This window comes from Vibrio sp. Vb2960 (genome assembly GCF_033337665.1).
Classification (GTDB): domain Bacteria; phylum Pseudomonadota; class Gammaproteobacteria; order Enterobacterales; family Vibrionaceae; genus Vibrio; species Vibrio alginolyticus.
On sequence record NZ_JAWORD010000011.1, the window covers coordinates 102908 to 128728 of the forward strand.

Genomic DNA, 25821 nt, shown 5'->3' on the forward strand with positions numbered 1-25821 from the left:
GCCCGTATGCTGACCAGTAACATTCAAAAATCGATTCGTAATAGCTATCAAAACCTTCAAGATCAACTTGATAACTTTGTGCCTAGAAGAGCACAAAACTACCTTGTTGCAGAGATTGCAAAAACGCTGTGCGGTCAGTATCACAAATCTAACCGAATACTCGTTGCAGAAGCAGGGACTGGAATTGGTAAATCGCTCTCCTATCTAATGGCGACCATTCCCGTGGCTGTACATAACAATAGAAAAGTGGTTATCTCAACGGCGACCGTCGCTCTGCAAGAGCAGCTCATAAATAAAGACCTCCCTCTTTTTCGTCGGATTACCGACCGAGAGTTTTCTTTTATTTTGGCAAAAGGCCGTCAGCGCTATTGTTGTGCAGAAAAGCTCGCGACTGCTAGCGGTGCTGATGGTGGCCAGTTAGCGATGTTTGAAACCAAACCTAAGCAAAAAGATATAGAGCTGTTAGAAACAATGCATCGCTCTCTTGCGCAAGGTAAATGGGACGGTGACCGTGATTCTTGGCCTAAACCCATCGACGATAAGCTTTGGCAACTGATTGTCAGTGATAAACACAGTTGCAATAACAGTTTACCAGGCCACCGCGACTGCCCATTCCAAAAAGCGCGCTCAGAGTTGGATAAAAACGATGTCATCATTGCTAACCACTCTCTCGTCATGGCAGACGCAGATTTAGGTGGCGGCGTGATTTTACCTGAGCCAGAAAATACAATATACGTCTTCGACGAGGCACATCACTTACCTCACGTCGCTCGTGACCATGCTTCAGCATCTGCGAGTTTAAAAGGCGCGGCAGCATGGCTTGAGAAGTTAAATCAGTCGATTAGTAAGTTTTCATCACTCGCAGACGAGAAACGCGTAGCTCGATTTCGCAACGACCTTCAAGACGCGGTTCAGAACTTGATACCGGCACTGACTCAATTGCCCAAACAGTTCGACCCAGCTCAATTTGAAGAGGGTATCTACCGCTTCGAACACGGTGAACTACCTGAGTGGCTAGAGAACCAATCCAAAGAACTAAAACAGTTCAGTAAAAAAGCAAATCAGAGTGTGGCAAAAATTGCCGACCTTATTGCGGAAAGAGTAAAAGACGGGGAGCTTGCGACAAGGTTGGCTGAACCAGCGCTTGCAGAGCTCGGTTTCTACATTCAAAGGTTAGAAAACCTAGCGCAAGTATGGCATTTAATGGCTGAACCAACTCGTGAAAAAGGTGCGCCTTTAGCTCGCTGGTTAGAAACCCACCCCGATCGCGAGGGTGATTTCATTGTGAGTGTTTCGCCACTTGAAATTGGATGGCAACTCGACCAACAGATTTGGAGCAGATGTATTGGCGCCATTTTGGTTTCCGCAACGATGCGTGCATTAAACTCTTTCCATTACTTTTGCCATCAGGTTGGTATTGATGGAAAACCAGAATCAGGCACTCAGTTTTTAGCGCTTGCGTCACCATTCGATTACCAAAACCAGGCAGAATTGCTCATCCCTGCGATGAAATATGAACCACCAGCGCCTCAATTTACTGAATATCTTATTGAGATCTTGCCTAAGTACTTGGAAGACAAGAAAGCCAACTTAGTATTATTCTCATCCTATTGGCAGATGAACCAAGTCGCGAAGGCACTCTCTTCGGAGTTCATAAAAAAAGGCTGGGCGTTGCAAGTTCAAGGTGAAAGCTCACGTCAAGAAATTCTAAAAAAACATAAAAAGCTAATAGAATCAAATAAAACCAGCGTCTTATTTGGTACTGGCAGTTTCTCTGAGGGGCTAGACTTACCTGGCGAATTACTTGAAAACTTGGTGATTACAAAAATTCCATTTGGCGTTCCAACCTCCCCTGTTGAGCAGGCTCATTCCGAATACATTGAGAAAAAAGGAGGAAACCCGTTTATGCAAATAACTGTACCAGACGCAAGCAAAAAGCTGATCCAGAGCGTAGGTCGCTTACTGCGTAAAGAGAGAGATTCTGGTAGAGTAACGATTCTTGATCGACGCCTAGTCACTAAGCGATACGGACAAGCCTTAATCGACTCACTACCTCCATTTAAACGTAAAATAGAATATTAGAAGAATCACCATTTATGGAAATGATTGAGCCAACCATGCTGTTGGTGTTGGCGCTTGTCGCTTTTGTCGCTGGATTTATTGATGCAGTTGCCGGTGGTGGTGGCATGCTTACCGTACCTGCTTTACTGTCGCTAGGCTTGCCGCCTCATATTGCACTAGGCACCAATAAACTTGCCGCTACCTTTGCTTCTTCTACTGCGGCATTTACGTACTACAAAAAACGTCTATTCAAGCCGCAATGCTGGAGGCGAGCATTCGTGGCGACACTCGTCGGAGCGACATTAGGTACGCTATTTGTAGATGCGATTAGTACGGATTGGCTGGAAAAAGGATTGCCGCTTGTTATTTTGGCGGCAGCGTTGTATACCGTTTTTCATAAAACGCCCCACTCTGCTCATCAAAGTCCAATACCCGAGCCTTGCCCAAAACTTCATAAAAAACAGTACATACAAGGCTTATCAATCGGATTCTACGACGGACTAGCAGGGCCTGGAACTGGGGCTTTTTGGACAGTAAGTTCAATGGCGCTGTACCGGCTGAATATCTTGCTCGCCTCTGGCTTAGCAAAAGCAATGAACTTTACCAGTAACTTTACCTCTTTGATCACTTTTGCATTCCTCGGACATATCAACTGGGTGCTAGGCTTAACAATGGGAGTATGTTTAATGGCTGGTGCTTTTGTTGGCGCGCACTCCGCTATTAGATTTGGTTCTAAATTCATTCGTCCTGTATTTGTTACTGTCGTCAGCATACTAGCCATTAAATTGGCTTATGACGCATGGTTTGTAGGTTTGTCATGAACATTTCTCAACTCCAGGAAAATCTAGAACAAATGGCGAAGCAAGCCGCTGTTCTTGACCGTCAAAGAGGCGAACATCATGTTCCGCTTTTTGATGAGCGTTTATTTGGTTGCCGCTCTCGCTTACTTACTCCTTGCGTAAAAGAAGCAAAAGCCACGCTGGATGCGATTGTGCGTGAGCAAAATGAAGGTAAGCTCACCGCTTTGCGTGCTGAGTACCTCACTGAACGGTTAGTGGCGCAAATCGGTGCGATTCAACGCGAGATTTCTACCACTAAAATTCGTAAGAATGAAATCAAACATAGCAGCTATTTCCGCAAGCCTATCAACGTGCTTTATCAGGAACTCGCTCAACACCAAGAGTGGGCAAGACGCTTGCGCGAGATGGTGTTAGAAAAAGAACGTGCTGTCGAAAGCGCTCCGAGTTTTATGCGTGCCGACGCTCAAAAAGTATTACTAGCAACCGAGCAACGTTTAGCGCGTTGTGAAGCAGCACTTCTTAAGCTAGAGAACCAAATTACACATAGGGAAAAACATCAATAATGGCTGACCAACCAACCTCGCCTTTAGATGACGCACCTGAAGAGATCAAACTGGCTGTCGATTTAATCTATTTGCTTGAGAGCAATGAGATAGATCCAGAAGTTGCGCTTAACGCTTTAAAGATCGTGCAAAACGACTTAGAAAACAAATTAAAAGCAAAGTAGCTCAGAGCGTTTCACTCCTTTCACCGAGACTCATTTTCAGTGCTCTTACACAATGATACTATTCATAAAAAGTACGCCCCAAAAGGATAAATAATGAAAGTAATCAGCTTTAACATCAATGGACTACGTGCGCGACTGCACCAACTCCAAGCGCTAATCGACAAACACCAACCTGATGTAATTGGTCTTCAGGAAATTAAAGTTCACGATGAAGCATTCCCGATTGAAGCTGTCGAAGCCATGGGCTACAAAGTGTATTTTCATGGTCAAAAAGCACATTACGGCGTAGCAATGCTTTGTAAGCAAGAGCCTCTACACGTACAAAAAGGGTTCCCGACGGATAACGAAGAACATCAAAAGCGCATGATCATGGCAACGTTTTTAAATGAAAACGGCGAAAAGGTCACTGTGCTAAACGGCTACTTCCCTCAAGGGGATAACATCAGCCACGAAACCAAATTCCCATACAAGCGCCAATTCTATAAAGATCTGATGACCTACCTAAACGATCATCACAATAACGACGAGCAATTGATTGTTATGGGTGACATCAACATCAGCCCTATTGATGCAGATATCGGTATCGGCGAGCCAAACCGTAAACGTTGGCTAAAAACAGGTAAATGTTCATTCCAACCTGAAGAGCGCGAATGGTTGAAAACCTTACTAGACTGGGGCTTTGTGGACACCTTCCGTAAGCTATACCCAGAGGTGAACGATCAATTTTCGTGGTTTGACTACCGTTCTCGCGGTTTTGATGATAACCGTGGCCTACGAATTGATGTCATTTTGGCAACCCCTTCTCTAGCGGAAAAGTGTATTGAATCTGGTATCGACTATGAGCTTCGTGGTATCGAGAAGCCTTCAGATCACGCACCAATCTGGTCGACATTTAAGTAATTTATTGCAAAGCTATAAGCGAGACTCAACGCTAAGCTTAGTCCAATAAAAAGGGAGACTCAGTCTCCCTTTTTCATACAAATTACTATTTAATCACTGATTCAGCGGCCAAACCGTTTGACCATCAATAGTTATCGGTGTTTGAGCAAATTCGTTCAGACAGTAGCCTGTATTACTACTTGCAAAGTAAGTGAGCGGCATCGGCGGTAGATTCAGCGCCACAACCTGCTGTTTCGCTTTTTCTGTGAACGAGAACCCCCACATATCGAGATAGTTAGTCATATCTCGCTGAGAGATGTAGCTCAGAGCAATAAGCAACCAGTCGTTGTTCGAGATGCTATTTGCTTCTTCCCGAGAGTAGTTGGCGAAACCAATGCTCAATCGTCTCTCATCCCAAAGCGCATCGTCCGATTTTAAGCGGTTAAACTCACGTTCAATCAGGTGCAAGCGCGCCAATAAATGCCAACCATTTTTAAGCACACCTTCATGCTGCGCCGCCATCATCATTTGAATGTAAACACGAGCGCCCCAACTCCAACTGGTTTGATTTTGCGCAGCCATGTATGCGTTTGGATCCGCTTGAGTTCGGCTAGCTTGCAATAATTCAAACTGGCCTTTGAAATCCAAGCTTTGGCAAGTTGAAACTTTCCCCGTATTCTGGAAGAAACGAGACTTACTGTAATACGAGTAGTAATTGGTCGTTGAATGCCCTTCCCAGCCTAAAAATCGGAATCGACCTTTTTCTAAACCATGACCAAGCTCATGTAAATCACCGTGACCGAGTGGGCTGAATGACCAGTAAGCATCGTAAGGGTTACCCGAACAACCATAACCACACGTCGCTTGGTCAGCGTTCATGTGCTTCACTATATCAATATTGGCGATTTCCCAACCTTGGTTTTGGGCGTATTGAATAATTTCAGGCACTTCATCTATGCCCGGCCCTTGGAAACCTGCCAGCACATGCGGGTAGTTGTGAACATATTCTTCTGTTGCAAGCGCCATTTCCGAAGGGGTAGACCACATTTCATCGTTGACCGACTCCAACATTTTGTCGCGCTTTGAGTGTACTTCAAACCCAGGAGTGATCAGCTCAGCCCAATCGAATAAATTGGCTTCTAACTGTTGAATAAAAGCGTCGTTGTCCTTCTCACTTCTCCAAACTGGATGCTGTGCCACATGATTAAATTTCAGTTCAACCGGAACATCATTTTTGTCAAAGTGAACCTGTACTGGACCACCATAAGGAGAAGTCAGCGTGATGGTTTCATCCGGCTTCACTTCATAGCCGAATGAAGTCAGCAGTTTTGGTCGCGTGTATCCATCTTTGCTGAACTCATGAGTTGCACCACTTCTTAAAGTGTTGATGACAATCTTAGTCGCCACATCATTGCTGTCATTACGTTTAACCGTAAAGGTTTCCCCAGGAAGCGCATACACACCAGCCGAACGGAAGTTACGCTTTGATTCCATATTAATCGTTGCACTGATTCTCTTTATTTCAGGGCTAAACTCACTACGGCTGAAGTTCCCCATATTTGGTTGTTTTGGGTTCACGCTTCGGCTGTTGTATTGCACGTAATCGGCAAAGTACGACTTTAGGAATTCGGTCGTTTGGGTTGACTGTTTGTCCATCGGGAAGACAACCGTTTGACGATAATGATCAGCCAGCAATACCATGAGTTTTTCGTATTGGTAGCCGTTTTGATTAAACAAATCTACTTTTTGTTCATCAAGCTTTTGCAACCAATGGCGAATGCTGTTTGCCCCTGCATAAAATTGACTGTCCATATTCGCAGTGTCAGGGCAGGTTTTGTCATCACACTGTGACAAGTCAACGTTGAAATTTTGAGATTCAAAACGAGACAACAGCGCTTGTTGTGTGATGACAGAGTCCGGCACAACGTTCATCAACGATGAAGGTTCCCAGTAGACCAAGCCTAACTTACGCCAATAGTTATCTCCCACATAATCAACATGGAATTTTTCCAAAATGTCTTGGCCAAGATCAGTTAGTCCTCCATCCCAATGCAGGTATAGAACAGGAATTTGGGCTTGCTCAGCGTATTCCAAAGCTTCGAGTACTGGTTTGTTGGTATCTCCAGATTGCAGATGCTGTGACAAGATCAATAAGTTTGGAGTATTGGTTTGCAAGCAGCTAAGTAGCTTCGAACCATCGCATAGGTTGGCCTCGTTAAACGCCAGCTCTTGTGAAACATTGTCTTTCAGCCAATTCCGAGTCGCTTGCTCATCCGGAAAGTAATAAGACTGATCCATTTGCGCGATGACGACGTTTGAAGTAACTCCGCCCGACAACCAAGTGACCAGGTTACTTAACCATTTCGTCATCGCTGCGTTGGAAGAGTCGGGAAAACGTTGTGCCGTTCTAAATGGGTTACTACCTAATAGTGCGTAACGTTGACCATTAGACTTTTCCCCGGCAACGCCAATTGACAGAGCTTGATCTTTGTAACCGCTTGCCATGGCCTTATTGGTCATCAAGATGGTGTCGTTGAAGCCATACTGAGGTGCCAAGATCGCGGCATCATGGGTTGGATCCCAATAAAGACCTGAAAGGTTTTTCGCAATTGCAGATTTGATCGTATTCGACTGCATCTTGTGAGCTTCTACAACCTGACGACTTTTACGAATGAATTCGCTCGGGTCAGAAACGAGCAGTGCATTACCAGTTTCAAGAGCTTGTTGAACTGGAGCTGGCGTTGGTTTTACTTGAGCATTAGGTTGTGATTCTCCCTCTCCCCCACCACATCCTGTGGCTAAGGCGGCAATGCCCAACGATAGAATTGTTTTTTTCATTTTTACTTACTAAACAATGAGTTTATCGAATGTTAATGTAAGTTAATGAATAATAAGAAAGAGTCTTTTACATCGACTGGAAAAATAGGAATGAAGATAACAAAATTATCAAAAGCAATAGCACCCACTCCGGTGCTATTGCCTCTATTGATAATTAGCTTAAAGGACGCAAATAAGCTAAGAAACGCTTCTCTGCCACTTTGAAACACCACAAGATCAAAAACGTCAGTGCCATGTAGAACAGCCCCGCCGTCAGGAAAGACTCAAATGGTGCATAGTAGCGCGAGTTAACTAGACGCGCAGCACCAGTTAAATCCATGATGGTAACGATGCCCGCGACTGCACTTCCGTGCAGCATAAATATGACCTCGTTGGAATAAGCTGGTAATGCTCGACGCAATGCACTCGGCAAGATAATACGTCTGTATGTCATAAACTTACTCATGCCATAGGCTTTCGCAGCTTCCACCTCACCTTTCGGCAAACCATTAATCGCACCACGAATAATTTCTGCGGTGTAAGCCGATGTATTCAGAATAAAAGCGACCAAAGCACAGAACCAAGCGTTCTCCCACAAGGTATCTTTCACAGGGAAAAACTGATCCATGCCGTAGTAAATCAAATACAGCTGAACCAATAGCGGCGTTCCACGGAAAAAGTAAATGAATCCCCAAGAAGGTAAGCTTAGAGCGTAATTGGTACTATTGCGTGCCACGGCTAATGGGATAGAGACACACAAGCCAATAACCAACGCTAATCCCACTAACCAAACTGTTGTCCAAAGTCCCTGAAGATAAGTTGGAAAGCTTTCAATAATCAAAGAAAAGTCCATAACTTACCTCGCATGAATACTGAACTTACGCTCAACAAGCTTGAGTAGCCCGGTCGAAACGCTGGTAAAAAATAGAAAGATGAGCGCGACAGCCATGTAAAAGGTGAACGGCATTTTCGTTGTACCTGCTGCCAATGAGCTCATTCTCACCATGTCATCCAGACCAATAATGGAAACTAAGGCTGTGGTCTTAAGTAACACTAACCAGTTATTACCAAATCCAGGTAATGCATGACGAATCATCTGAGGAAGTAAGATTCTTCTAAACGATAAAGCAGAACTCATCCCATAAGCTTTCGCCGCTTCTAATTCACCCTTGTCCACCGCCATGATCGCTCCACGAAAAGTCTCCGCCATGTAGGCGCCAAAGATAAAACCAATCGTGAGTACACCAGCTATAAATGGGCTGACATCAATATAATCAGGTAAGTAAGACGTCCATTCATGGTTTGGATCACTCGAGGCAAACCACTCGTTGAGCGTTTCGTTGATGGAGTAAAGGCTGTTATTTAAAAGTATTTGTCCACCAAAGAAAATTAGCATCATCAGAACCAAATCTGGAATGCCGCGAATGACTGTGGTGTAAAGAGTGGCAATCGCCCTTGCCCATTTGTAAGGTGCTAACTTAGCTAATGCGCCAAGCATGCCTAAGACCATGGCGAGAATGAGTGAAAGCACTGCAACTTCTATTGTTACTAAAGCTCCTTTCAAAATCGAAGCTTCGTATCCTTGTAAATCTAGCATAGGTGAGTTCCTAATCCCTAAACTCAAAAAATCGACCGTTGACTACTTCTAGGAACAAGCCAACGGTCGCTTAATTACGGTTTATTCACCGTACACATCGTAGTTAAAGTATTTACCAGCAATTTCTTGGTAAACACCTTTCTCACGTAGTGAAATAATTGCTGCGTCGAGTTTCTTCGTCAGATCTTTGTCTTGTTTACGAACAGCGATACCCATACCTTCGCCAAACCATTTTGGATCGGTTAACGATGGTCCAACAAACTCATAAGCTTCGCCACCTGCTTTGTTGATCACACCCTCTTCTAGAGCAGACGCATCACCTAAAACGGCAGCAATTCGACCATTTTCTAGATCAAGATACGCTTCATCAAAAGAGCCATAACGCACAATTTCAACATCATCGCCGTAGTTGTCAGTTAAGTACTTGTCATGTGTCGTCGCACGTTGCACGCCAATTTTGACATCTTTAAGATTATCAAAATCTAGACCAGCACCTTTCTTAGCGATAAATTTATTTGGAATTTGTGCGTACTTGCCAGTGAAATCGACTTTTTTCTTGCGCTCTTCAGTGATAGACATTGCTGCGATGATGGCATCGTACTTACGTGCAAGCAGAGAAGGAATAATACCATCCCAATCTTGAGCGACGATTTTGCACTTCACTTGCATCTCTTCACAGAGTGCATTTGCCATGTCTACGTCAAAGCCTTTTATTGAGCCATCAGTTTCTGTCCAGCTAAACGGAGGGTAAGCACCTTCGATACCAAAGCGAACTGTTTTCCATTCTTTCGCTTGGGCAACACCTGATACTGCCGTTGCAGCAATCGTTGCTGCTAATAACCACTTTTTCATTTCCATACTCCTGTGATTGCTATTTTATTTCGTTTTGTTTGTTGTGTTGGCTTAGGAGGCAATAGTCTGCCGCCTAACAAATATTAGTAAATGGATGAGATAAACTGCTGTAATCGTTCTGAATCCGGGTTTGTAAATAGCTTAGCTGGATTTCCCTGTTCTTCCACTAAGCCTTGATGTAAAAACATCACATGGTTTGATACGTCACGTGCAAACGCCATTTCGTGCGTGACCACCAGCATAGTTCGCCCTTCATCTGCCAAATCTCTCATTACCCCCAGAACTTCTCCTACAAGTTCTGGGTCAAGCGCAGAAGTTGGCTCGTCAAACAACATCACCTCTGGGTCAACTGCTAGCGCACGGGCAATAGCTGCACGTTGCTGCTGGCCGCCAGATAAGTGCCCAGGGTAATAATCTTTACGCTCATACAAGCCTACCTTCTTAAGCAAGACTTCTGCGTTTTCAATCGCTTGAGCTTTTGGCACGCCTAAGACATGAACAGGCGCCTCAATCACGTTTTCTAGTACGGTTAGGTGAGACCAGAGGTTGAAACCTTGGAAAACCATTGCCAGGCGTGAGCGAATACGTTGGACTTGCTTTTCATTAGCAGGAACAGATTCACCTGCTCTGTTGTTCTTCATTTGGATTAATTCACCATTTACCCAAATTTCGCCCGCGGTAGGCGTTTCTAGCAAGTTGATACATCTGAGAAAGGTACTCTTACCTGAGCCGGAAGAGCCAATGATGGAGATAACATCTCCTTTGTGCGCGGCAAGTGAAATGCCTTTTAAAACTTCATTTTGTCCAAATGTTTTGTGCAGGTCTTTTATATCTAGCGCTGGTACATCATTCATGCGCCCTACTCCCTGTGTTTTTGTCACTGCAATTAAGGGACTCCGCCCTCTCTAATTCGGAACAAATTAGCACCGCCCCTTGAAACTTGCAACAAATTATTAACCTAAATAATTCGAATAGAAAGATACGATAGACAAATTAATATGCAATATATAGCAACATATTCTTCAAAAGTTGAATATTAAATATAAAAAAGCCCCTTTCAAAGGGGCTTAATAAATTTACAAAAGTGTTAATTGAAACCTATTCGAGGTCGCAATGAATTAATTAAAACGAGTGACTACCAACGAGTTTGAAGTACGTAATGTCACTTCATTTTCTAAGCCTTCTTTTTCAGAAGTAATGATGCCATCTAGGTCTTCATCTAGTTCAGGCTCTGACGCTTCACCATTGGAGAAGAAGCTCATGAAAACTTTAGAATCAATATTACTATCTTCATTCACTACTAAAGCAGTGCGATTAAAATCGTCCGAAGCTGAAACCTTCAAACCGTTAACGGCCGATGTTGGGAAGTTGTAGTAATGCAATTCAGGAACAACAACAGAATCACTATCACTTGTTGTGAAAATGCGATGTGTGACTCTGTAGTCGCCTGAAGTTGCAAAGTAAGCGACACGAGTAAAGCCTTCAGTAGACGATGTTAAGCCCATGTCCAGATCAATCACGGACTCTGCACTTCCTTGCGTTGATACACTTGGTTTTGTGTTCGGCAGGTTATCAATATTTAAGTAAGCACTCGGATCAACGTCAATATCCCATCCGTCAGAGATCGTTTCGTTAAGTAGAGACTCCCAACCATTAACTTGATTCTCTGAGAACGCCATGTATACCCAAGTTTCTTTATTCGTTGCACTAGGGCGATTATATTCAACGGCCGTTTTATCCAGCTTCAACGCGTCATATGCAAAGCCGTTAGTAACAAAGCCAATGTTAAGCGAGTCGTAAGTATAGTCAGAAGACGAATAAATGTTTGACGTATTATCCGCTCTAACTAAGGCTATCTCACCAGTTCCCCACGAACCAATACCATATTGGTAAAGCGCTTTGTCGCTTGAACCTGATTCATACTGAAACAATGCCGTTGGTTCACCTTTAAGCCCCATCAGTTCATCAGTAGGCAACATATCAGGGTTCGGAGACGTGAAAATATCGGTTTGCGAGACAAAGTTGTAATCTCCGCCACCTGATTCAGCATTTCGGTAATCTAAGTTAGTAAACTTATTGCTTGCTAAGTTACCGCCAGTAAAGCATTTGTTCAAAGAGTCTCGGTTTAGTGCAAAAGTAGCATTACGTAGTTTCTTATCTTCCAAGAACTCTTTTGAAAACGTGTTTACGCGAGCTTCTTTGCCGTTAAATTCTATTGCTTGAAACGTTATAAAGCCGCCGTCAGGGATATCTTCAAGATAAAACTTAAAGTTATCAGTGGTAGGTTTGATAATGTCTCCGGATCTTTTGCCATCTGCATCAGAGTAGTAACCGATAACATAGTTGGTCACTTGCTCTTTTGACGCTGCACTGTAGGTTAAAACCGTTTTATCGCCGTTCAGCTCAGTTTTGTGGTCATATACAGTACAACCTTTCGTAGTTGCTTCACTTTCAGTCATTGTTGCTGGTATAGCAAAATCAAAAGTAAACGCAGTTTTCGGCGCTGCACCACCGCCACCGCCGCCACCGCCGCCGCAACCGACCATTAACCCTGAGATGATTGCCACTAGTGGCAGTACTTTAAGCTGTTTCATGTCTTTTTCCTAAACTGAGCGGCAATGATTAGCCAAAAAATTGTCTTTGCTCTGTCCAAAGCAAGAATAAAGCCAGCTTTATATAATCATCGTGAATATTGACATTTAATCTGCATCTCGTGCAAAAGGACAAAAAGTTCTAATTTTATGCAACTTGTGTAATGAAATTACACAAGATCTCCGCATCTCATTCGCATGCCAGAAACTTTCTGTAGTTTTATTTCACAACCATTCTTAAAGTGATCTAAATCAATCACCCTAAATGGCTATCTTGCTAGACTCCTGCCAAAAGATGAGGCTTTTTTTTGTGCCTCAACACAATAAGTTATTAGCTATGCTTAGGCACAGTGTCGACGTGTAACAAATCTAACAATAGCTAGCATAAGCGTGCCGCAGGATGCGGATTAACACAATTGAATGAAGAATTCATAACTTTTAAATATATGAGGAATCTATGTCAGACGCAGTTAACAAAACGCACTCTGATTCAGATATCGAGACCAAGAGCTACCGTGAGCTTCATCGTCCAGCATCTGAGTTCGCAAGCCGTTCAGACTACCTAGACCACGAACTACAAATCATGAAGCCACGTCGTTTTGGCTTGAACTTGCCAGGTCGTGACTTCCGCTTTGAGCTTGAAGACCTTGTTCCAGCACTTGCTGGTACTATCGGTATTATCGCAATGTACTCTGCGGTAATGATGTCTTGGGCTGAAGGTCTTACTGCAGCATGGGACCACGTAAACTTAGGCAAGGACTTTGCTATCGAAGTTGCGCGTGTAGAAATGCTCATCCCTGCACTTCTTTTCTGTGTACTTGCCTCTGGTTTTATTAACCCTAAAGCCAACCTAGCAGGCAACCACGGCCCAATGATCCCTCTTATTGGTACCATCGCTCTTGCTGGTGCTCATCCTCTTGCATTAGCAATTCTCATTGGTGTGTTTGGTTTGATTTTGAGCCTCTTAAAAGGTGGGTCAAAACTGGTTAACCTCACCTCTGAAGGTACGGCTGGTGGCCTTCTTATTTTCCTAGGTTTAACCGGAACCATGAGCCAAATTAACTCTATTCAAGCTTGGGCTGTTGGTTTGCAATCCGATACGGTTGCCGCTGGTAGCATGGGTTACATCGGTCTAATTGTTCTTGCGGTTACCATTGGCTTATACGCGTTCCTTGCTAAAGTGAACAAACGCTGGCTAGCGATCCCTGTTTGTGCCTTCACTGGGCTTGCAATCGCACTTGCTCTTGGCGCAGGCTTCGATATTAAATTCGTAACCGAGACAGGCCTTCCAAACCTAAATCCAATCTACTGGTGGGGTTCAACAGAAGAAGGTTGGATGCTTGGTCTTCCTAATATGGAACACTTCATCGCTTCACTACCATTCGCCATTCTTGCGGTAGCAATGTGGTCACCTGACTTCTTGGGTCACCGTATCTTCCAAGAGATGAACTACCCACGTAAGAGTGAGAAAGTGCTGATGGACGTTGATGACACAATGACAATGTGTTCCGTTCGCCAAATGGTCGGTACTGCAGTGGGTGGTGGTAACATCACATCATCTTGGGGGACTTACATGATCCCTGCTGCAATCGCGAAACGCCCTATTCCTGCTGGTGCCATCTTACTAGGCTCTCTATGTATTATTGTTGCAATCCTTGGTTTTCCTATGGACGTTGCAGTATGGCCTCCAGTTATGCGCGTTGCTCTTCTCGTTGGTGTATCTCTACCACTGCTTGAAGCTGGCATGCAGATGGTGAAGGACTCGAAAGACTCACAAGCAGCAGGTATCTGTATCTTTGGTTCTGCCGTTGTTAACCCAGTTCTAGCTTGGGCACTAACTATGCTTTTAGATAACAACGGTTTAATTGGAGATAAAGAGCGCGCGTCTCGCCTATCATTTGTAGACAAGATTGTGATCCCAGTAAGCGTACTTGTTATCTGTTTAGTTGCTATGCTTGCAGTTGGTATGCTTGAAGGCCAGTATGGCATCCAAGCTTGGCTATAAGCTAGCAGTCCAGAAATTTGTGGGTAGCGCTCGTCGCTACCCCATTTTTATCGAGATTTTTGAGGATTTATTGATTTAGTTTAAGGTTTGCAAAAAAATTTTAGTTTAACCTCTAACTGTTGCTTAAAAAGAGAAACGTTAAAACTAGTGACAATATTTATAGTTTTGTAAATCGAATACGTAAATTTAAGACTATAAATATTGTTATTCATAAGAGTGTACTGTTCCCCTCTTTTATCTGGGGATAGCTGGCTCAACGGCGAAGCAGTACGTATTTTTTTCTACTAAAAAGGTAGGTATGTCATGGCAGAGCAATTTGCTAAAGCTTGGGAAGGTTTTGCTGCAGGCGACTGGCAAAACGAAGTAAACGTTCGTGATTTCATTCAGAAGAACTACACTCCGTACGAAGGCGACGAATCTTTCCTAGTTTCTGAAGGTACTGAAGCGACTAACAAGCTTTGGGCTAAGGTAATGGAAGGCATCAAACAAGAGAACGCGACTCACGCTCCTGTTGATTTTGATACTTCAGTTATCTCTACCATCACTGCTCACGATGCAGGCTACATCGAAAAAGACCTAGAAACTATCGTAGGTCTTCAAACTGACGCTCCTCTAAAACGTGCGATCATCCCTAACGGTGGTATCCGCATGGTTGAAGGTTCATGCAAAGCCTACGACCGCGAGCTAGACCCACAAGTTAAAAAAATCTACACAGAATACCGTAAAACTCACAACCAAGGCGTTTTCGATATCTACACTCCTCAAATCATGGCGTGTCGTAAATCTGGCGTACTGACTGGTCTTCCAGATGCATACGGTCGTGGTCGTATCATCGGTGACTACCGTCGTGTTGCTCTATACGGTATTGACTTCCTAATGAAGGATAAATTCGCGCAGTTCTCTTCTCTACAAGAGCGTTTTGAGAACGGCGAAGACCTACAAATGACAATGCAGCTTCGTGAAGAGATCGCAGAGCAACACCGTGCTCTAGGTCAAATCAAAGAAATGGCTGCAAAATACGGTTGTGATATTTCTCGTCCTGCTGAAACTGCGCAAGAAGCTATTCAGTGGACTTACTTCGGTTACCTAGCTGCTGTTAAATCTCAAAACGGTGCGGCTATGTCTCTAGGTCGTACTTCTACGTTCCTAGACATCTTCATCGAACGTGATATCGCGGCTGGTAAGCTAACTGAAGAACAAGCTCAGGAAATGATCGACCACTTCGTAATGAAACTACGTATGGTTCGTTTCCTACGTACTCCTGAGTACGATGATCTATTCTCTGGCGACCCTATCTGGGCAACTGAGTCTATGGGTGGTATGGGTCTTGACGGTCGTACGCTAGTTACTCGTACAAACTTCCGTTTCCTAAACTCACTATACACTATGGGTCCTTCTCCAGAGCCAAACATCACTGTTCTTTGGTCTGAGCAACTACCTGAAGGCTTCAAGAAGTTCTGTGCGAAAGTATCTATCGATACTTCTTCTATTCAGTACGAAAATGACGACTTAATGCGTCCAGACATGAACTCTGACGACTACGCGATCGCATGTTGTGTATCTCCAATGGTTGTTGGTAAGCAAATGCAGTTCTTCGGTGCTCGTGCGAACCTTGCGAAAACAATGCTTTACACCATCAACGGTGGTGTGGATGAGAAGCTAAAAATCCAAGTTGGCCCGCAAATGCCTAAGATCGAAGGCGATGTTCTTAACTACGATGAACTGTGGGAGAAAATGGACCACTTCATGGATTGGCTAGCGAAACAATATGTGACTGCACTAAACGCTATCCACTTCATGCACGATAAGTACAGCTACGAAGCGGCACTAATGGCTCTACACGACCGTGACGTTAAACGTACTATGGCTTGTGGTATTGCTGGTCTATCTGTTGCAGCTGACTCACTATCTGCAATTAAATACGCAAAAGTTAAGCCAATTCGTGACGAAGACGGTCTAGCAATCGACTTCGAAATCGAAGGCGATTACCCTAAATTCGGTAACAACGACCCACGCGTTGATGACATTGCATGTGAACTTGTTTCTGTATTTATGGGCAAAATCCGTAAGCTTAAGACTTACCGTGACGCAATCCCTACTCAGTCAATTCTTACTATCACTTCAAACGTGGTTTACGGTAAGAAAACTGGTAACACGCCTGATGGTCGTCGTGCTGGTGCTCCATTTGCTCCAGGTGCAAACCCAATGCACGGTCGTGACGAGAAAGGTGCTGTAGCATCACTAACTTCAGTTGCTAAACTGCCGTTTGCTGACGCACAAGATGGTATCTCTTACACATTCTCTATCGTACCTAACGCACTAGGTAAAGATGAGGGCTCACAACGCGCTAACCTTGCTGGTCTGATGGATGGTTACTTCCACCACGAAGCGGGTATCGAAGGTGGTCAACACCTAAACGTGAACGTTCTTAACCGTGAAACTCTAGAAGACGCAGTTAAGCACCCAGAGAAATACCCTCAGCTAACAATCCGTGTATCTGGTTACGCTGTTCGCTTCAACTCTCTAACTGCAGAGCAACAAGCTGACGTAATCGCGCGTACATTCACTGAGTCTCTATAAGACTATAGCGAAATAACGTTCTAGTAATACAACAAAGGCTGATGCTAAGTAGCATCAGCCTTTTTTTATTTCTTGAATGAAAGTTGTGATATCGCGAAAGACTTTTGCCCGCATTCTTACGTATGATGCGAAAAAAGTTAGCAAATAAAGTCTATGAGATTTAGTAAATTAATTATTCTTACCCTTCTTTCTCCAGTTGCAATAGCATCCACTAAGTCTACGGTTTCTTTTACCATCGACAACGATGGTATTTTTGGCGTCGATCAAGACTATACGAATGGTGTTTTCCTTTCTTACGCGACAGGCCAACTGATACAAGAAAGCCAATGGAAATGGCTGAGTCTAGCTAACTCAGAGCACGCCAATATCGATAAAATAGAGTTGGTTCTTGGCCACAAAATGTGGACTCCAAGCGACATTGAAGCCGATTATCCACTAATCAATGATCGCCCATATGCCGGTTACCTACACACCGAAATCAACTACCTTTCCCTAACGAGTGACAAAGCTGTACGGTACAATTTCACCATAGGAGCTACGGGTGAAAGTTCGCTATCAGAAAAGGCGCAAGAAATCGTTCACGGCATAACAGGATCGACGGACCCTCAAGGTTGGGATTACCAGATTGAAGATAAAGTTGCGTTCAGCCTTGGTTACCGCGTATTTAACAAATTGATGCGCAGCGAAGAACAAAAAACACAATGGGAGATCACCAACATTAACGACATCAATGCGGGTAACTTCCGTAGTGATGTCTCTCAAGGCGTCATGTTGCGTTGGGGTACAAACCTAGCGAATAGCATCGGAGCCGCCAATATCAGTGTCGAAAGCCCTTTCTCAGCAAGTATGATCGCTCAGAGCACGTCGAGTTGGTTCTTGTTCACCGGGTTTGAAGGTCGTTACCGCTTTAATGACATGACTATCGAAGGAGATCGTCCTGGCATTCCTGAACCGTCAGCGCCATACGACGTCACACTGCAAAATTGGCAAGCAAGTGCCGTCGCGGGGGTATCTTGGTACAACCAAAATTACGGTGCAAGCATCACCTTTACGATTAAAACACCGGATTATGAAGAAGCCCAAACCGATGTTTATGGGACAGGCTCGTTCTCCGTGTTCGCCTTTTTCTAAAAACTGGATTATCCCAGCATCGAAGTCAATCTAGATACACGGCAAGTTCTCGGGGTAGGTATTAACCATCTCGTGTTCAAGCGTTTATGTAGATTGGCTCCATCTATTTTCTTTCTTCAAATAACCTTGCCTTTAGTACCGACAAAGCTGTTTTAACCCTGCTTTTTGTAATAAAATAACAGCTAGAATTTACTAGTAATGAGAGCAAAAGATGTCAACAGCTGGTCGTATTCACTCATTTGAGTCATGTGGTACCGTAGACGGACCTGGTATTCGATTTATCGTCTTCTTGCAAGGTTGTTTAATGCGCTGTAAGTATTGCCATAACCGCGATACTTGGGACACGCATGATGGCAAAGAAGTCACGGTTGAAGAAATCATTTCCGAAGCGAAAAGTTACCGCCACTTCATGAATGCATCAGGTGGTGGCGTTACTTGTTCTGGCGGCGAAGCGATGCTTCAACCGGAATTCGTACGTGATTTTTTCCGCGCAGCTAAAGCCGAGGGCATTCATACATGTCTAGATACTAACGGTTATGTTCGTAAGCACACTGATGTTATCGATGAAGTACTGGATGCAACAGACTTAGTCATGCTTGACATCAAACACATGAAAGACGAAGTGCACCAAGATCTGATCGGTGTATCCAACCGACGCACATTGGACTTTGCTCGTTACTTGCAAAAAATCGGAAAGAAAACATGGATTCGCTATGTCGTCGTGCCTGGTTACACAGATGACCCAGAAGCAGCACACATGCTTGGTGAATTTATTAAAGACATGGATAACATCGAAAAGGTCGAGTTACTTCCTTACCACAAATTAGGGGCTCATAAGTGGGAAGCGTTAGGCTTAGAATACCCACTCGAAGGCGTAAACCCGCCACCGAAAGAAACCATGGATGAAATTCAATCCATTCTTGCTCAATACAACGATAACGTAAAATACTAAGTGAACCGCAAGACTAACCTCTTTAAAATACCAGCTTATTGCTGGTATTTTTTTGATTATATCTAAGCCTTATCAGTGAGTTTCTCTGCGGTCATTTAGGTATAAAAAGAACGATAGAAATGATTGCGTCATGTTCGCATAGGAAGGAAGTAACATGGATTTGTTTAACTTAGGCTCTCTTGTTGTCTCAATTTGGATAGTAGTAGTCTACTGCCTACCAGATTGGAAAAAAGTCGTTTGGCCCAAACTGGAAAAAGAGAAAGGATTTCAGCACCTCGTTTTTGCAACGCTCTTCTTTTTCAGTATTTTATGGGCCGCTCAAGCAGGTGTAAAAGAAGGATTACAGATTCATTTTCTTGCACTAACAACGCTGACGATGATGTATGGTTGGCGCATGGCATTTCTACTCAGCATTCCCGCTATGTTGGTCAACCACCTACTACATGATGTGTCCTTGCTACTCTTACCCACGTCGTTAGTTCTATCTGCCCTAATTCCGATTTTCATTAGTTACTTAGTGTTTCTTCTGAGTTACCACTACTTGCCACGAAACATTTTTGTTTTCATCTTCGTTGCTGGATTTTTCAATGGCGCGATAACAGGAAGTCTGCACCTCATCATTAACTCTTTTTATCACCTATCAGTTGGTCACTACGATTGGGAAACCATTCAACATAACTACTTTGTTTTTGTGCCGTTGCTCGCCTTTCCAGAAGGTCTATTAAATGGTATGGCACTGGCGGTTTTAACCGTATTCAAGCCAGAGTGGCTGAGAGTATTTTCAGACCGAGACTACATATACAATCATTACCATAAATAAGTGTTTTCAAACTGGTCAAAAGTGACAGTTCTTGCCATTTTTTAGTATTAAATATGTGTTGAGATCATGTTTCACTCATGTCTTAAGCGTTAACCTAAGCACATTAAAAATGTATTAGATATCTAGTGAGGTCACCATGGAAATGTCAAACGCTCAACGTTTGATTCTATCAAACCAATACAACCTTATTTCTCAACTTGATCCAAGTAATGCGGCCAAATACAAACGCTTACAAACGATCGTTGAACGTGGTTATGAACTACAAATGCGAGAGTTGAACAAAGATTTCGGCTGCCTCTCAGAAGCAGAATGTCGTGAGATCATCGACGTTATGGAGATGTATCATGCGATGCAAGAATCTTACAACATGCTAGACGATGAAGATCGCAGCAACGTAGATCAGCGCCGCTTGAAGTTCTTGGGATTTGATATCGCTTCAGAAGCACAACAAGTACATTACGTACGTTTTCTCATCGATTCTGAAGGTTTGTACCCTCAGTTTGACAAGGCAGATCATCAATTTAACAGCCAAATGCCGATGCTAGATAAATACCGCCGTATGCTGCAAACTTGGCGTAACTGCCCTCGTCAGTATCATTTATGTGAAAACGAACTAGCGCAAATCTTCAGCGCATAAAATGGTCGTCTAAGAATGAGGAGAGCGCCCGCTCTCCTTGTTATTTACCCTGTCACAAACTTATCTAAGACTTTGCTCTCTTCCTACCTCTTTCACTTGCCTTGCTCAATGTAGAACAACGAATCACTGAGACTCTTCCGTCTTTGCCAAATATTTGATTTCTATTGCACCTATTCACGACATAAATTCGTCCTTAATAAAAGAGTGATTCAAATGTCACTTTTACAATAAATTCATAATTGTTAAGCAAAATTGCAAATCCCCGACTAGGCTTAAGTAGAGAAAGGCTGTGATTGAAAAATTCATATCCACCGCTCACCGTTGTAACGAAAAAACCGTCCATAAAGCAAAGTCTTTGGTGTCGCCAATCTTACATTCTGTACGAACCAAATGTGATAACAGGACGTATATTCAAACAACAACGAGCATAACTGTTGGTGGAAAGCCTGAATCAACGTTCGTCGGTAGACTGACTATTAAAGGGGAAAGCGACATGAGTATTTTCGACCACTATCAATCAAGATATGAAGCTGCAAAAGATGAAGAGATGTCGTTACAGGAGTTTTTAGCCCTGTGTAAAGATGACAAAAGCGCTTATGCTAATGCAGCAGAACGCCTACTGATGGCGATTGGTGAACCAGAGATAATCGATACGGCAAAAGATCCTAGACTAAGCCGAATCTTCTCGAATCGTGTTATCTCTCGTTATGAAACCTTTAAAGACTTTTATGGCATGGAAGATGCCATAGAACAAATTGTGTCTTACCTAAAACATGCGGCGCAAGGCCTAGAAGAGCGTAAGCAGATTCTTTACCTACTCGGCCCTGTAGGTGGCGGTAAGTCTTCGCTTGCAGAAAAGCTTAAGGCTCTGATGGAACAGATGCCTATTTATGTTCTTACTGCTAACGGCGAACGCAGCCCAGTGAATGACCATCCATTCTGCCTATTCAAAGCCACAGAAGATGGCGATATTTTGAAAAAAGAGTATGGCATCGAGCACCGTTATCTTCGCTCGATCATGTCTCCTTGGGCCGCTAAACGTCTTCACGAGTTTGGTGGTGATATCACCAAATTTAAAGTAGTGAAAGTACGCCCTTCTATCCTTGACCAAATCGGTATTGCCAAAACTGAACCAGGCGATGAAAACAACCAAGATATCTCATCATTGGTTGGTAAAGTCGATATTCGTAAGCTTGAACACTATTCGCAAGACGATCCAGACGCTTACAGCTACTCCGGTGCGCTGTGTAAAGCAAACCAAGGTTTAATGGAATTCGTTGAGATGTTCAAAGCACCAATCAAAGTGCTTCACCCGCTGTTAACAGCAACGCAAGAAGGCAACTTCAACGGTACAGAAGGCCTTTCTGCGATTCCATTCGACGGTATGATTCTGGCTCACTCAAACGAATCTGAGTGGCAGACCTTCCGTAACAACAAGAACAATGAAGCGTTCTTGGACCGTGTTTATATTGTGAAAGTACCTTACTGTCTACGTGTTTCAGAAGAAGTCAAAATCTACCAAAAACTTCTTGAAAACAGTGAGTTGTCTCAAGCCCCTTGTTCACCAAGCACGCTCGAGACTCTGGCACAATTCAGTATTCTTTCTCGACTTAAAGAGCCTGAAAACTCGTCCATCTTCTCTAAGATGCGCGTATACGACGGTGAAACGCTGAAAGATACGGATCCAAAGGCAAAAAGCTATCAAGAGTATCGTGATTATGCTGGTGTCGATGAAGGCATGAACGGTCTCTCAACACGTTTTGCCTTTAAGATTTTGTCACGCGTATTTAACTTCGACCAAACCGAAGTGGCAGCCAACCCTGTACATCTATTCTATGTGATTGAACAACAGGTTGAGCGCGAACAGTTCCCTGCTGAAACAGCAGAGAAATATCTCGAGTTCTTGAAAGGCTACCTAGTACCTCGATACGTTGAATTTATCGGTAAAGAGATTCAGACCGCTTATCTTGAGTCTTACTCTGAATACGGCCAAAACATCTTCGACCGATATGTCACCTATGCAGACTTCTGGATTCAAGACCAAGAGTACCGAGATCCAGAAACTGGTCAGCTATTTGATCGCTCTTCACTGAATGCTGAGCTAGAGAAGATCGAAAAAACAGCTGGTATTTCTAACCCGAAAGATTTCCGAAACGAAATCGTTAACTTTGTGCTTCGTGCGAAAGCGAATAACAATGGTCAAAACCCGGTTTGGACCAGCTACGAAAAACTGCGCACAGTAATCGAGAAGAAAATGTTCTCCAATACCGAAGAGCTACTTCCGGTTATCTCATTTAATGCGAAAACCTCTTCTGAAGATCAGAAGAAGCACGACGACTTTGTCGCTCGCATGATGGAAAAAGGCTATACCGAGAAACAGGTTCGCCTACTTTCTGAGTGGTACCTACGAGTACGTAAGTCATCCTAACCCAGTATTGAGTTAGGTCGCTTGTGAAACATGAAGAGGGCTATTTCATGGCGCAATTTATAGACCGAAGGCTCAATGGCAAGAACAAGAGCGCTGTTAATCGACAGCGCTTCTTGAAGCGCCACAAAGAGCAAATAAAAGAGTCGGTAGCAGACGCAGTGAATCGACGCTCGATTACGAATACGGAAACGGGCGAAGACGTCTCTATCCCTCACAAAGACATCAATGAGCCTATATTTCATCAAGGCAAAGGTGGTGTTCGCGAACGAGTTCATCCCGGTAACGACCAATTCATTACTGGTGATAAAATTGAGCGTCCCAAAGGTGGCGGTCAAGGTAGCGGCTCAGGAGAAGGGAACGCCAGTCCAGATGGAGAAGGCCAAGACGAATTTGTATTCCAAATATCAAAAGATGAGTACCTCGATATTTTGTTCGAAGATCTCGAGCTGCCTAATCTAGAAAAAAACCAAATTGCCAAAATCACTGAATGGAAAACACACCGTGCAGGCTTTCAAACTGCCGGTATCCCTTCCAATATCGCCGTAGTACGTTCTCTGCAACAATCTCTTGCGCGCCGTACTGCAATGACTGCTGGTAAGAAACGACTTCTTAAAGAGTTAGAAGACGAGCTTGCTCGCATCAAAAATATTGAACCTGCTCAGCAGTTTGAAGAGAACCGCTTGAAGGCTGAAATTGAAGAACTGCGCAAGAAAATCGAAAGCGTGCCGTTCATCGATACCTTCGACTTACGCTTCAAGAACTATGAGAAACGCCCTGTACCATCGAGCCAAGCGGTCATGTTCTGTCTAATGGACGTATCCGGTTCGATGGACCAGGCAACGAAAGACATCGCAAAACGCTTCTATGTTCTTTTGTACTTGTTCTTAACTCGTACCTACGAGAATGTCGAAGTCGTCTTTATCCGCCACCATACCCAAGCGAAGGAAGTGGACGAGCACGAATTTTTCTATTCACAAGAAACCGGGGGTACCATTGTATCTAGCGCGCTCAAGTTAATGGATGAAATAGTAAAAGAGCGATACCCGATTGGTCAGTGGAACATATATGCAGCTCAAGCATCCGACGGTGACAACTGGGCAGATGATTCGCCAAGATGCCGGGATCTGTTAGTGAACAAATTACTTCCAAACTGTCAGTACTACTCTTACATAGAGATCACGCGGCGCTCGCACCAAACTCTATGGCATGAGTACGAAAAACTCACTGAAGAGTTTCCTAATTTCGCAATGAAAAACATTCGCTCTGTGGAGGATATTTTCCCAGTCTTTCGTGAACTATTCCAAAAAGAAACGGCGTAAGGAGGCTAGCGATGAATACCGCAACGAGAAACCTCTCAGGAGAGGCGCCTAAGAAGCGTAACAGTAAAGTGTTGCCAGATGGACCAGATTGGACATTTGAGCTGTTAGAGCGATACCACAAAGAAATTAAGCGTGTCGCGGAGCATTATCGCCTAGACACTTACCCTAACCAAATAGAAGTGATTACTTCAGAACAGATGATGGATGCCTATTCAAGCATCGGCATGCCAATCAATTACAACCACTGGTCATTTGGTAAAAAATTCATTCAAACAGAGCAGAACTATAAACATGGTCAAATGGGGCTAGCCTACGAGATTGTGATTAACTCCGACCCTTGTATTGCTTATTTGATGGAAGAAAATACGGTAACAATGCAAGCGCTCGTGATAGCACACGCGTGTTACGGCCATAACTCTTTTTTCAAAGGTAATTACCTATTCCAAACGTGGACTGACGCCAGTTCTATTATCGACTATCTGCTGTTCGCCAAAAAGTACTTAGCCGAATGTGAAGAACGATATGGCGTAAAAGAAGTGGAAAAGCTGCTCGACTCTTGTCACGCGTTAATGAACTTTGGTGTAGACCGCTACAAGCGTCCAGAGAAAATCTCAATTACAGAGGAAAAAGCAAGACAAGAAGAACGCGAAGCATACCTACAATCTCAAGTTAATGAGCTTTGGCGCACGGTACCGACAGCCAAGACGAAAGAGGAAGACATTAAAGAGCGATTCCCAAGCGAGCCTCAGGAAAACTTGCTCTACTTCTTCGAAAAACATGCGCCGTTGCTAGAGCCGTGGCAACGTGAAGTTGTTCGGATCGTCCGTAAGATCAGTCAGTATTTTTATCCGCAAAAACAAACGCAAGTTATGAATGAGGGCTGGGCAACGTTCTGGCACTACACCATACTCAACCATCTTTATGATGAGGGCTTGGTGTCTGAAAAATTCATTCTAGAGTTCTTACATAGCCACACCAGTGTCGTGGCTCAGCCGCCTTATAACAGTCCTTACTTTAATGGCATTAACCCCTACGCGTTAGGCTTTGCCATGTTCCGAGATATTAAGCGTATCTGTGAAGAACCAACTGATGAGGACAAAGAGTGGTTTCCAGACCTAGCAGGAACCGACTGGTTAGATGCAGTGCATTTCGCGATGCATAATTTCAAAGATGAAAGCTTTATTAGCCAATACCTTTCTCCGAAATTAATGCGTGATTTCAAGTTGTTTGCGATCAACGATGATGATCATAAGAACTTTATTGAAGTCGCTGCGATACACGATGAGATGGGTTATAAACGCATTAGAGAAACCCTAGCCGCTCAGTATAACTTATCTAATCTTGAGCCAAACATTCAGGTGTTTAATGTCGATGTCCGTGGTGATCGCTCGCTTACGTTGCAGTACGTTCCTCACAACCGCATCCCACTTGATGATAGTTACGAAGAAGTTCTAAAGCACGTGTATCGATTATGGGGCTTTGATGTCATTCTCCAAGAAGTGAAAGACACCGGTCACCGAGAGGTCTTAGCGACCTGCCCTAAACGGAACCAATACGACACTAACATTTAACTAATACCGCGATACAAGTAAAACAAAAAGGCTCCTAATTCAGGAGCCTTGCTT

20 protein-coding genes are annotated in these 25821 nt (G+C 43.7%); 14 read left to right on the top strand and 6 right to left on the bottom strand.

Annotated elements, in window-relative coordinates:
* Positions 1-6 precede the first annotated feature (6 nt).
* From dinG to xthA, 5 genes are all read left to right on the top strand, one after another.
* Positions 7-2082: an ATP-dependent DNA helicase DinG gene (gene dinG / locus R7O03_RS11510; RefSeq protein WP_318131716.1), complete on the top strand. Its 2076-nt coding sequence runs from the start codon at positions 7-9 to the stop codon at positions 2080-2082.
* Positions 2083-2096: 14 nt separating this feature from the next.
* Entirely contained in the window at positions 2097-2882 is a 786-nt protein-coding gene (locus R7O03_RS11515; protein WP_138940022.1) for a sulfite exporter TauE/SafE family protein, read from the top strand.
* Positions 2879-3424, top strand: coding sequence for a primosomal replication protein (locus R7O03_RS11520; RefSeq protein WP_033905048.1), 546 nt, complete (start codon positions 2879-2881; stop codon positions 3422-3424). Before R7O03_RS11515 ends, R7O03_RS11520 begins: the two co-directional genes overlap by 4 nt.
* A complete protein-coding gene (gene rsmS, locus R7O03_RS11525; RefSeq protein WP_005378432.1) occupies positions 3424-3588 on the top strand; it encodes a pleiotropic regulatory protein RsmS in 165 nt (54 codons plus the stop codon). The genes R7O03_RS11520 and rsmS overlap by 1 nt, the downstream gene beginning before the upstream one ends.
* Positions 3589-3681: 93 nt before the next feature.
* Positions 3682-4488, top strand: a complete 807-nt coding sequence (gene xthA, locus R7O03_RS11530) for an exodeoxyribonuclease III (protein ID WP_005378433.1) — start codon at positions 3682-3684, stop codon at positions 4486-4488.
* A gap of 93 nt (positions 4489-4581) precedes the next feature.
* On the opposite strand, the gene R7O03_RS11535 is transcribed toward xthA, so the two are convergent.
* The 6 genes from R7O03_RS11535 to R7O03_RS11560 form a co-directional block, all read right to left on the bottom strand.
* Positions 4582-7305 (bottom strand): ImpA family metalloprotease, encoded by a 2724-nt coding sequence (locus R7O03_RS11535; protein ID WP_318131717.1) that lies wholly within the window; start codon positions 7303-7305, stop codon positions 4582-4584.
* A 154-nt stretch (positions 7306-7459) separates the two neighbouring features.
* Complete coding sequence (locus R7O03_RS11540) at positions 7460-8137, bottom strand: ABC transporter permease (protein ID WP_017820024.1); 678 nt, start codon at positions 8135-8137, stop codon at positions 7460-7462.
* Between the two features lie 3 nt (positions 8138-8140).
* Positions 8141-8881: an ABC transporter permease gene (locus R7O03_RS11545; protein WP_005378436.1), complete on the bottom strand. Its 741-nt coding sequence runs from the start codon at positions 8879-8881 to the stop codon at positions 8141-8143.
* A gap of 81 nt (positions 8882-8962) precedes the next feature.
* Positions 8963-9733 carry an ABC transporter substrate-binding protein gene (locus R7O03_RS11550; RefSeq protein WP_005378437.1) on the bottom strand — a complete coding sequence of 257 codons (771 nt, stop codon included), beginning with the start codon at positions 9731-9733 and terminating at the stop codon, positions 8963-8965.
* Positions 9734-9816: 83 nt separating this feature from the next.
* Positions 9817-10587 carry an ABC transporter ATP-binding protein gene (locus tag R7O03_RS11555; protein WP_005378438.1) on the bottom strand — a complete coding sequence of 257 codons (771 nt, stop codon included), beginning with the start codon at positions 10585-10587 and terminating at the stop codon, positions 9817-9819.
* A 264-nt stretch (positions 10588-10851) separates the two neighbouring features.
* Positions 10852-12327 carry a 54K polar flagellar sheath protein A gene (locus R7O03_RS11560; RefSeq protein WP_213889536.1) on the bottom strand — a complete coding sequence of 492 codons (1476 nt, stop codon included), beginning with the start codon at positions 12325-12327 and terminating at the stop codon, positions 10852-10854.
* 454 nt (positions 12328-12781) lie between these two features.
* Here R7O03_RS11560 and R7O03_RS11565 point away from each other — a divergent pair, with 454 nt between their 5' ends.
* The 9 genes from R7O03_RS11565 to R7O03_RS11605 all read left to right on the top strand — a co-directional run bounded on the left by R7O03_RS11565 (position 12782) and on the right by R7O03_RS11605 (position 25767).
* A complete protein-coding gene (locus R7O03_RS11565) occupies positions 12782-14329 on the top strand; it encodes a DUF3360 family protein (protein WP_005378441.1) in 1548 nt (515 codons plus the stop codon).
* Between the two features lie 303 nt (positions 14330-14632).
* Positions 14633-16909, top strand: coding sequence for a formate C-acetyltransferase (pflB, locus tag R7O03_RS11570; RefSeq protein ID WP_005378442.1), 2277 nt, complete (start codon positions 14633-14635; stop codon positions 16907-16909).
* 153 nt (positions 16910-17062) lie between these two features.
* Positions 17063-18040 carry a lipid A deacylase LpxR family protein gene (locus tag R7O03_RS11575; protein ID WP_213960416.1) on the top strand — a complete coding sequence of 326 codons (978 nt, stop codon included), beginning with the start codon at positions 17063-17065 and terminating at the stop codon, positions 18038-18040.
* Between the two features lie 211 nt (positions 18041-18251).
* Positions 18252-18992: a pyruvate formate lyase 1-activating protein gene (pflA, locus tag R7O03_RS11580; RefSeq protein ID WP_005378444.1), complete on the top strand. Its 741-nt coding sequence runs from the start codon at positions 18252-18254 to the stop codon at positions 18990-18992.
* A gap of 154 nt (positions 18993-19146) precedes the next feature.
* A complete protein-coding gene (locus R7O03_RS11585) occupies positions 19147-19812 on the top strand; it encodes an energy-coupling factor ABC transporter permease (RefSeq protein ID WP_053303246.1) in 666 nt (221 codons plus the stop codon).
* A gap of 136 nt (positions 19813-19948) precedes the next feature.
* A complete protein-coding gene (locus R7O03_RS11590) occupies positions 19949-20449 on the top strand; it encodes a YfbU family protein (RefSeq protein ID WP_318131718.1) in 501 nt (166 codons plus the stop codon).
* A 493-nt stretch (positions 20450-20942) separates the two neighbouring features.
* Entirely contained in the window at positions 20943-22877 is a 1935-nt protein-coding gene (locus tag R7O03_RS11595; protein WP_005378447.1) for a PrkA family serine protein kinase, read from the top strand.
* Between the two features lie 47 nt (positions 22878-22924).
* Positions 22925-24196, top strand: coding sequence for a YeaH/YhbH family protein (locus R7O03_RS11600; RefSeq protein WP_005378448.1), 1272 nt, complete (start codon positions 22925-22927; stop codon positions 24194-24196).
* A gap of 11 nt (positions 24197-24207) precedes the next feature.
* On the top strand, positions 24208-25767 hold the full coding sequence (locus tag R7O03_RS11605) for a SpoVR family protein (protein ID WP_005378449.1): 1560 nt from the start codon (positions 24208-24210) through the stop codon (positions 25765-25767).
* Positions 25768-25821 lie beyond the last annotated feature (54 nt).

Coding starts and splice junctions, on each gene's coding strand:
- R7O03_RS11595 (WP_005378447.1), top strand. CDS start 20,943: ATGAGTATTTTCGACCACTATCAATCAAGATATGAAGCTGCAAAAGAT.
- dinG (WP_318131716.1), top strand. CDS start 7: ATGCTGACCAGTAACATTCAAAAATCGATTCGTAATAGCTATCAAAAC.
- R7O03_RS11545 (WP_005378436.1), bottom strand. CDS start 8,881: ATGCTAGATTTACAAGGATACGAAGCTTCGATTTTGAAAGGAGCTTTA.
- rsmS (WP_005378432.1), top strand. CDS start 3,424: ATGGCTGACCAACCAACCTCGCCTTTAGATGACGCACCTGAAGAGATC.
- R7O03_RS11605 (WP_005378449.1), top strand. CDS start 24,208: ATGAATACCGCAACGAGAAACCTCTCAGGAGAGGCGCCTAAGAAGCGT.
- R7O03_RS11520 (WP_033905048.1), top strand. CDS start 2,879: ATGAACATTTCTCAACTCCAGGAAAATCTAGAACAAATGGCGAAGCAA.
- xthA (WP_005378433.1), top strand. CDS start 3,682: ATGAAAGTAATCAGCTTTAACATCAATGGACTACGTGCGCGACTGCAC.
- R7O03_RS11585 (WP_053303246.1), top strand. CDS start 19,147: ATGGATTTGTTTAACTTAGGCTCTCTTGTTGTCTCAATTTGGATAGTA.
- R7O03_RS11565 (WP_005378441.1), top strand. CDS start 12,782: ATGTCAGACGCAGTTAACAAAACGCACTCTGATTCAGATATCGAGACC.
- R7O03_RS11560 (WP_213889536.1), bottom strand. CDS start 12,327: ATGAAACAGCTTAAAGTACTGCCACTAGTGGCAATCATCTCAGGGTTA.
- R7O03_RS11550 (WP_005378437.1), bottom strand. CDS start 9,733: ATGAAAAAGTGGTTATTAGCAGCAACGATTGCTGCAACGGCAGTATCA.
- R7O03_RS11535 (WP_318131717.1), bottom strand. CDS start 7,305: ATGAAAAAAACAATTCTATCGTTGGGCATTGCCGCCTTAGCCACAGGA.
- R7O03_RS11540 (WP_017820024.1), bottom strand. CDS start 8,137: ATGGACTTTTCTTTGATTATTGAAAGCTTTCCAACTTATCTTCAGGGA.
- R7O03_RS11575 (WP_213960416.1), top strand. CDS start 17,063: ATGAGATTTAGTAAATTAATTATTCTTACCCTTCTTTCTCCAGTTGCA.
- pflA (WP_005378444.1), top strand. CDS start 18,252: ATGTCAACAGCTGGTCGTATTCACTCATTTGAGTCATGTGGTACCGTA.
- R7O03_RS11590 (WP_318131718.1), top strand. CDS start 19,949: ATGGAAATGTCAAACGCTCAACGTTTGATTCTATCAAACCAATACAAC.
- R7O03_RS11600 (WP_005378448.1), top strand. CDS start 22,925: ATGGCGCAATTTATAGACCGAAGGCTCAATGGCAAGAACAAGAGCGCT.
- pflB (WP_005378442.1), top strand. CDS start 14,633: ATGGCAGAGCAATTTGCTAAAGCTTGGGAAGGTTTTGCTGCAGGCGAC.
- R7O03_RS11515 (WP_138940022.1), top strand. CDS start 2,097: ATGGAAATGATTGAGCCAACCATGCTGTTGGTGTTGGCGCTTGTCGCT.
- R7O03_RS11555 (WP_005378438.1), bottom strand. CDS start 10,587: ATGAATGATGTACCAGCGCTAGATATAAAAGACCTGCACAAAACATTT.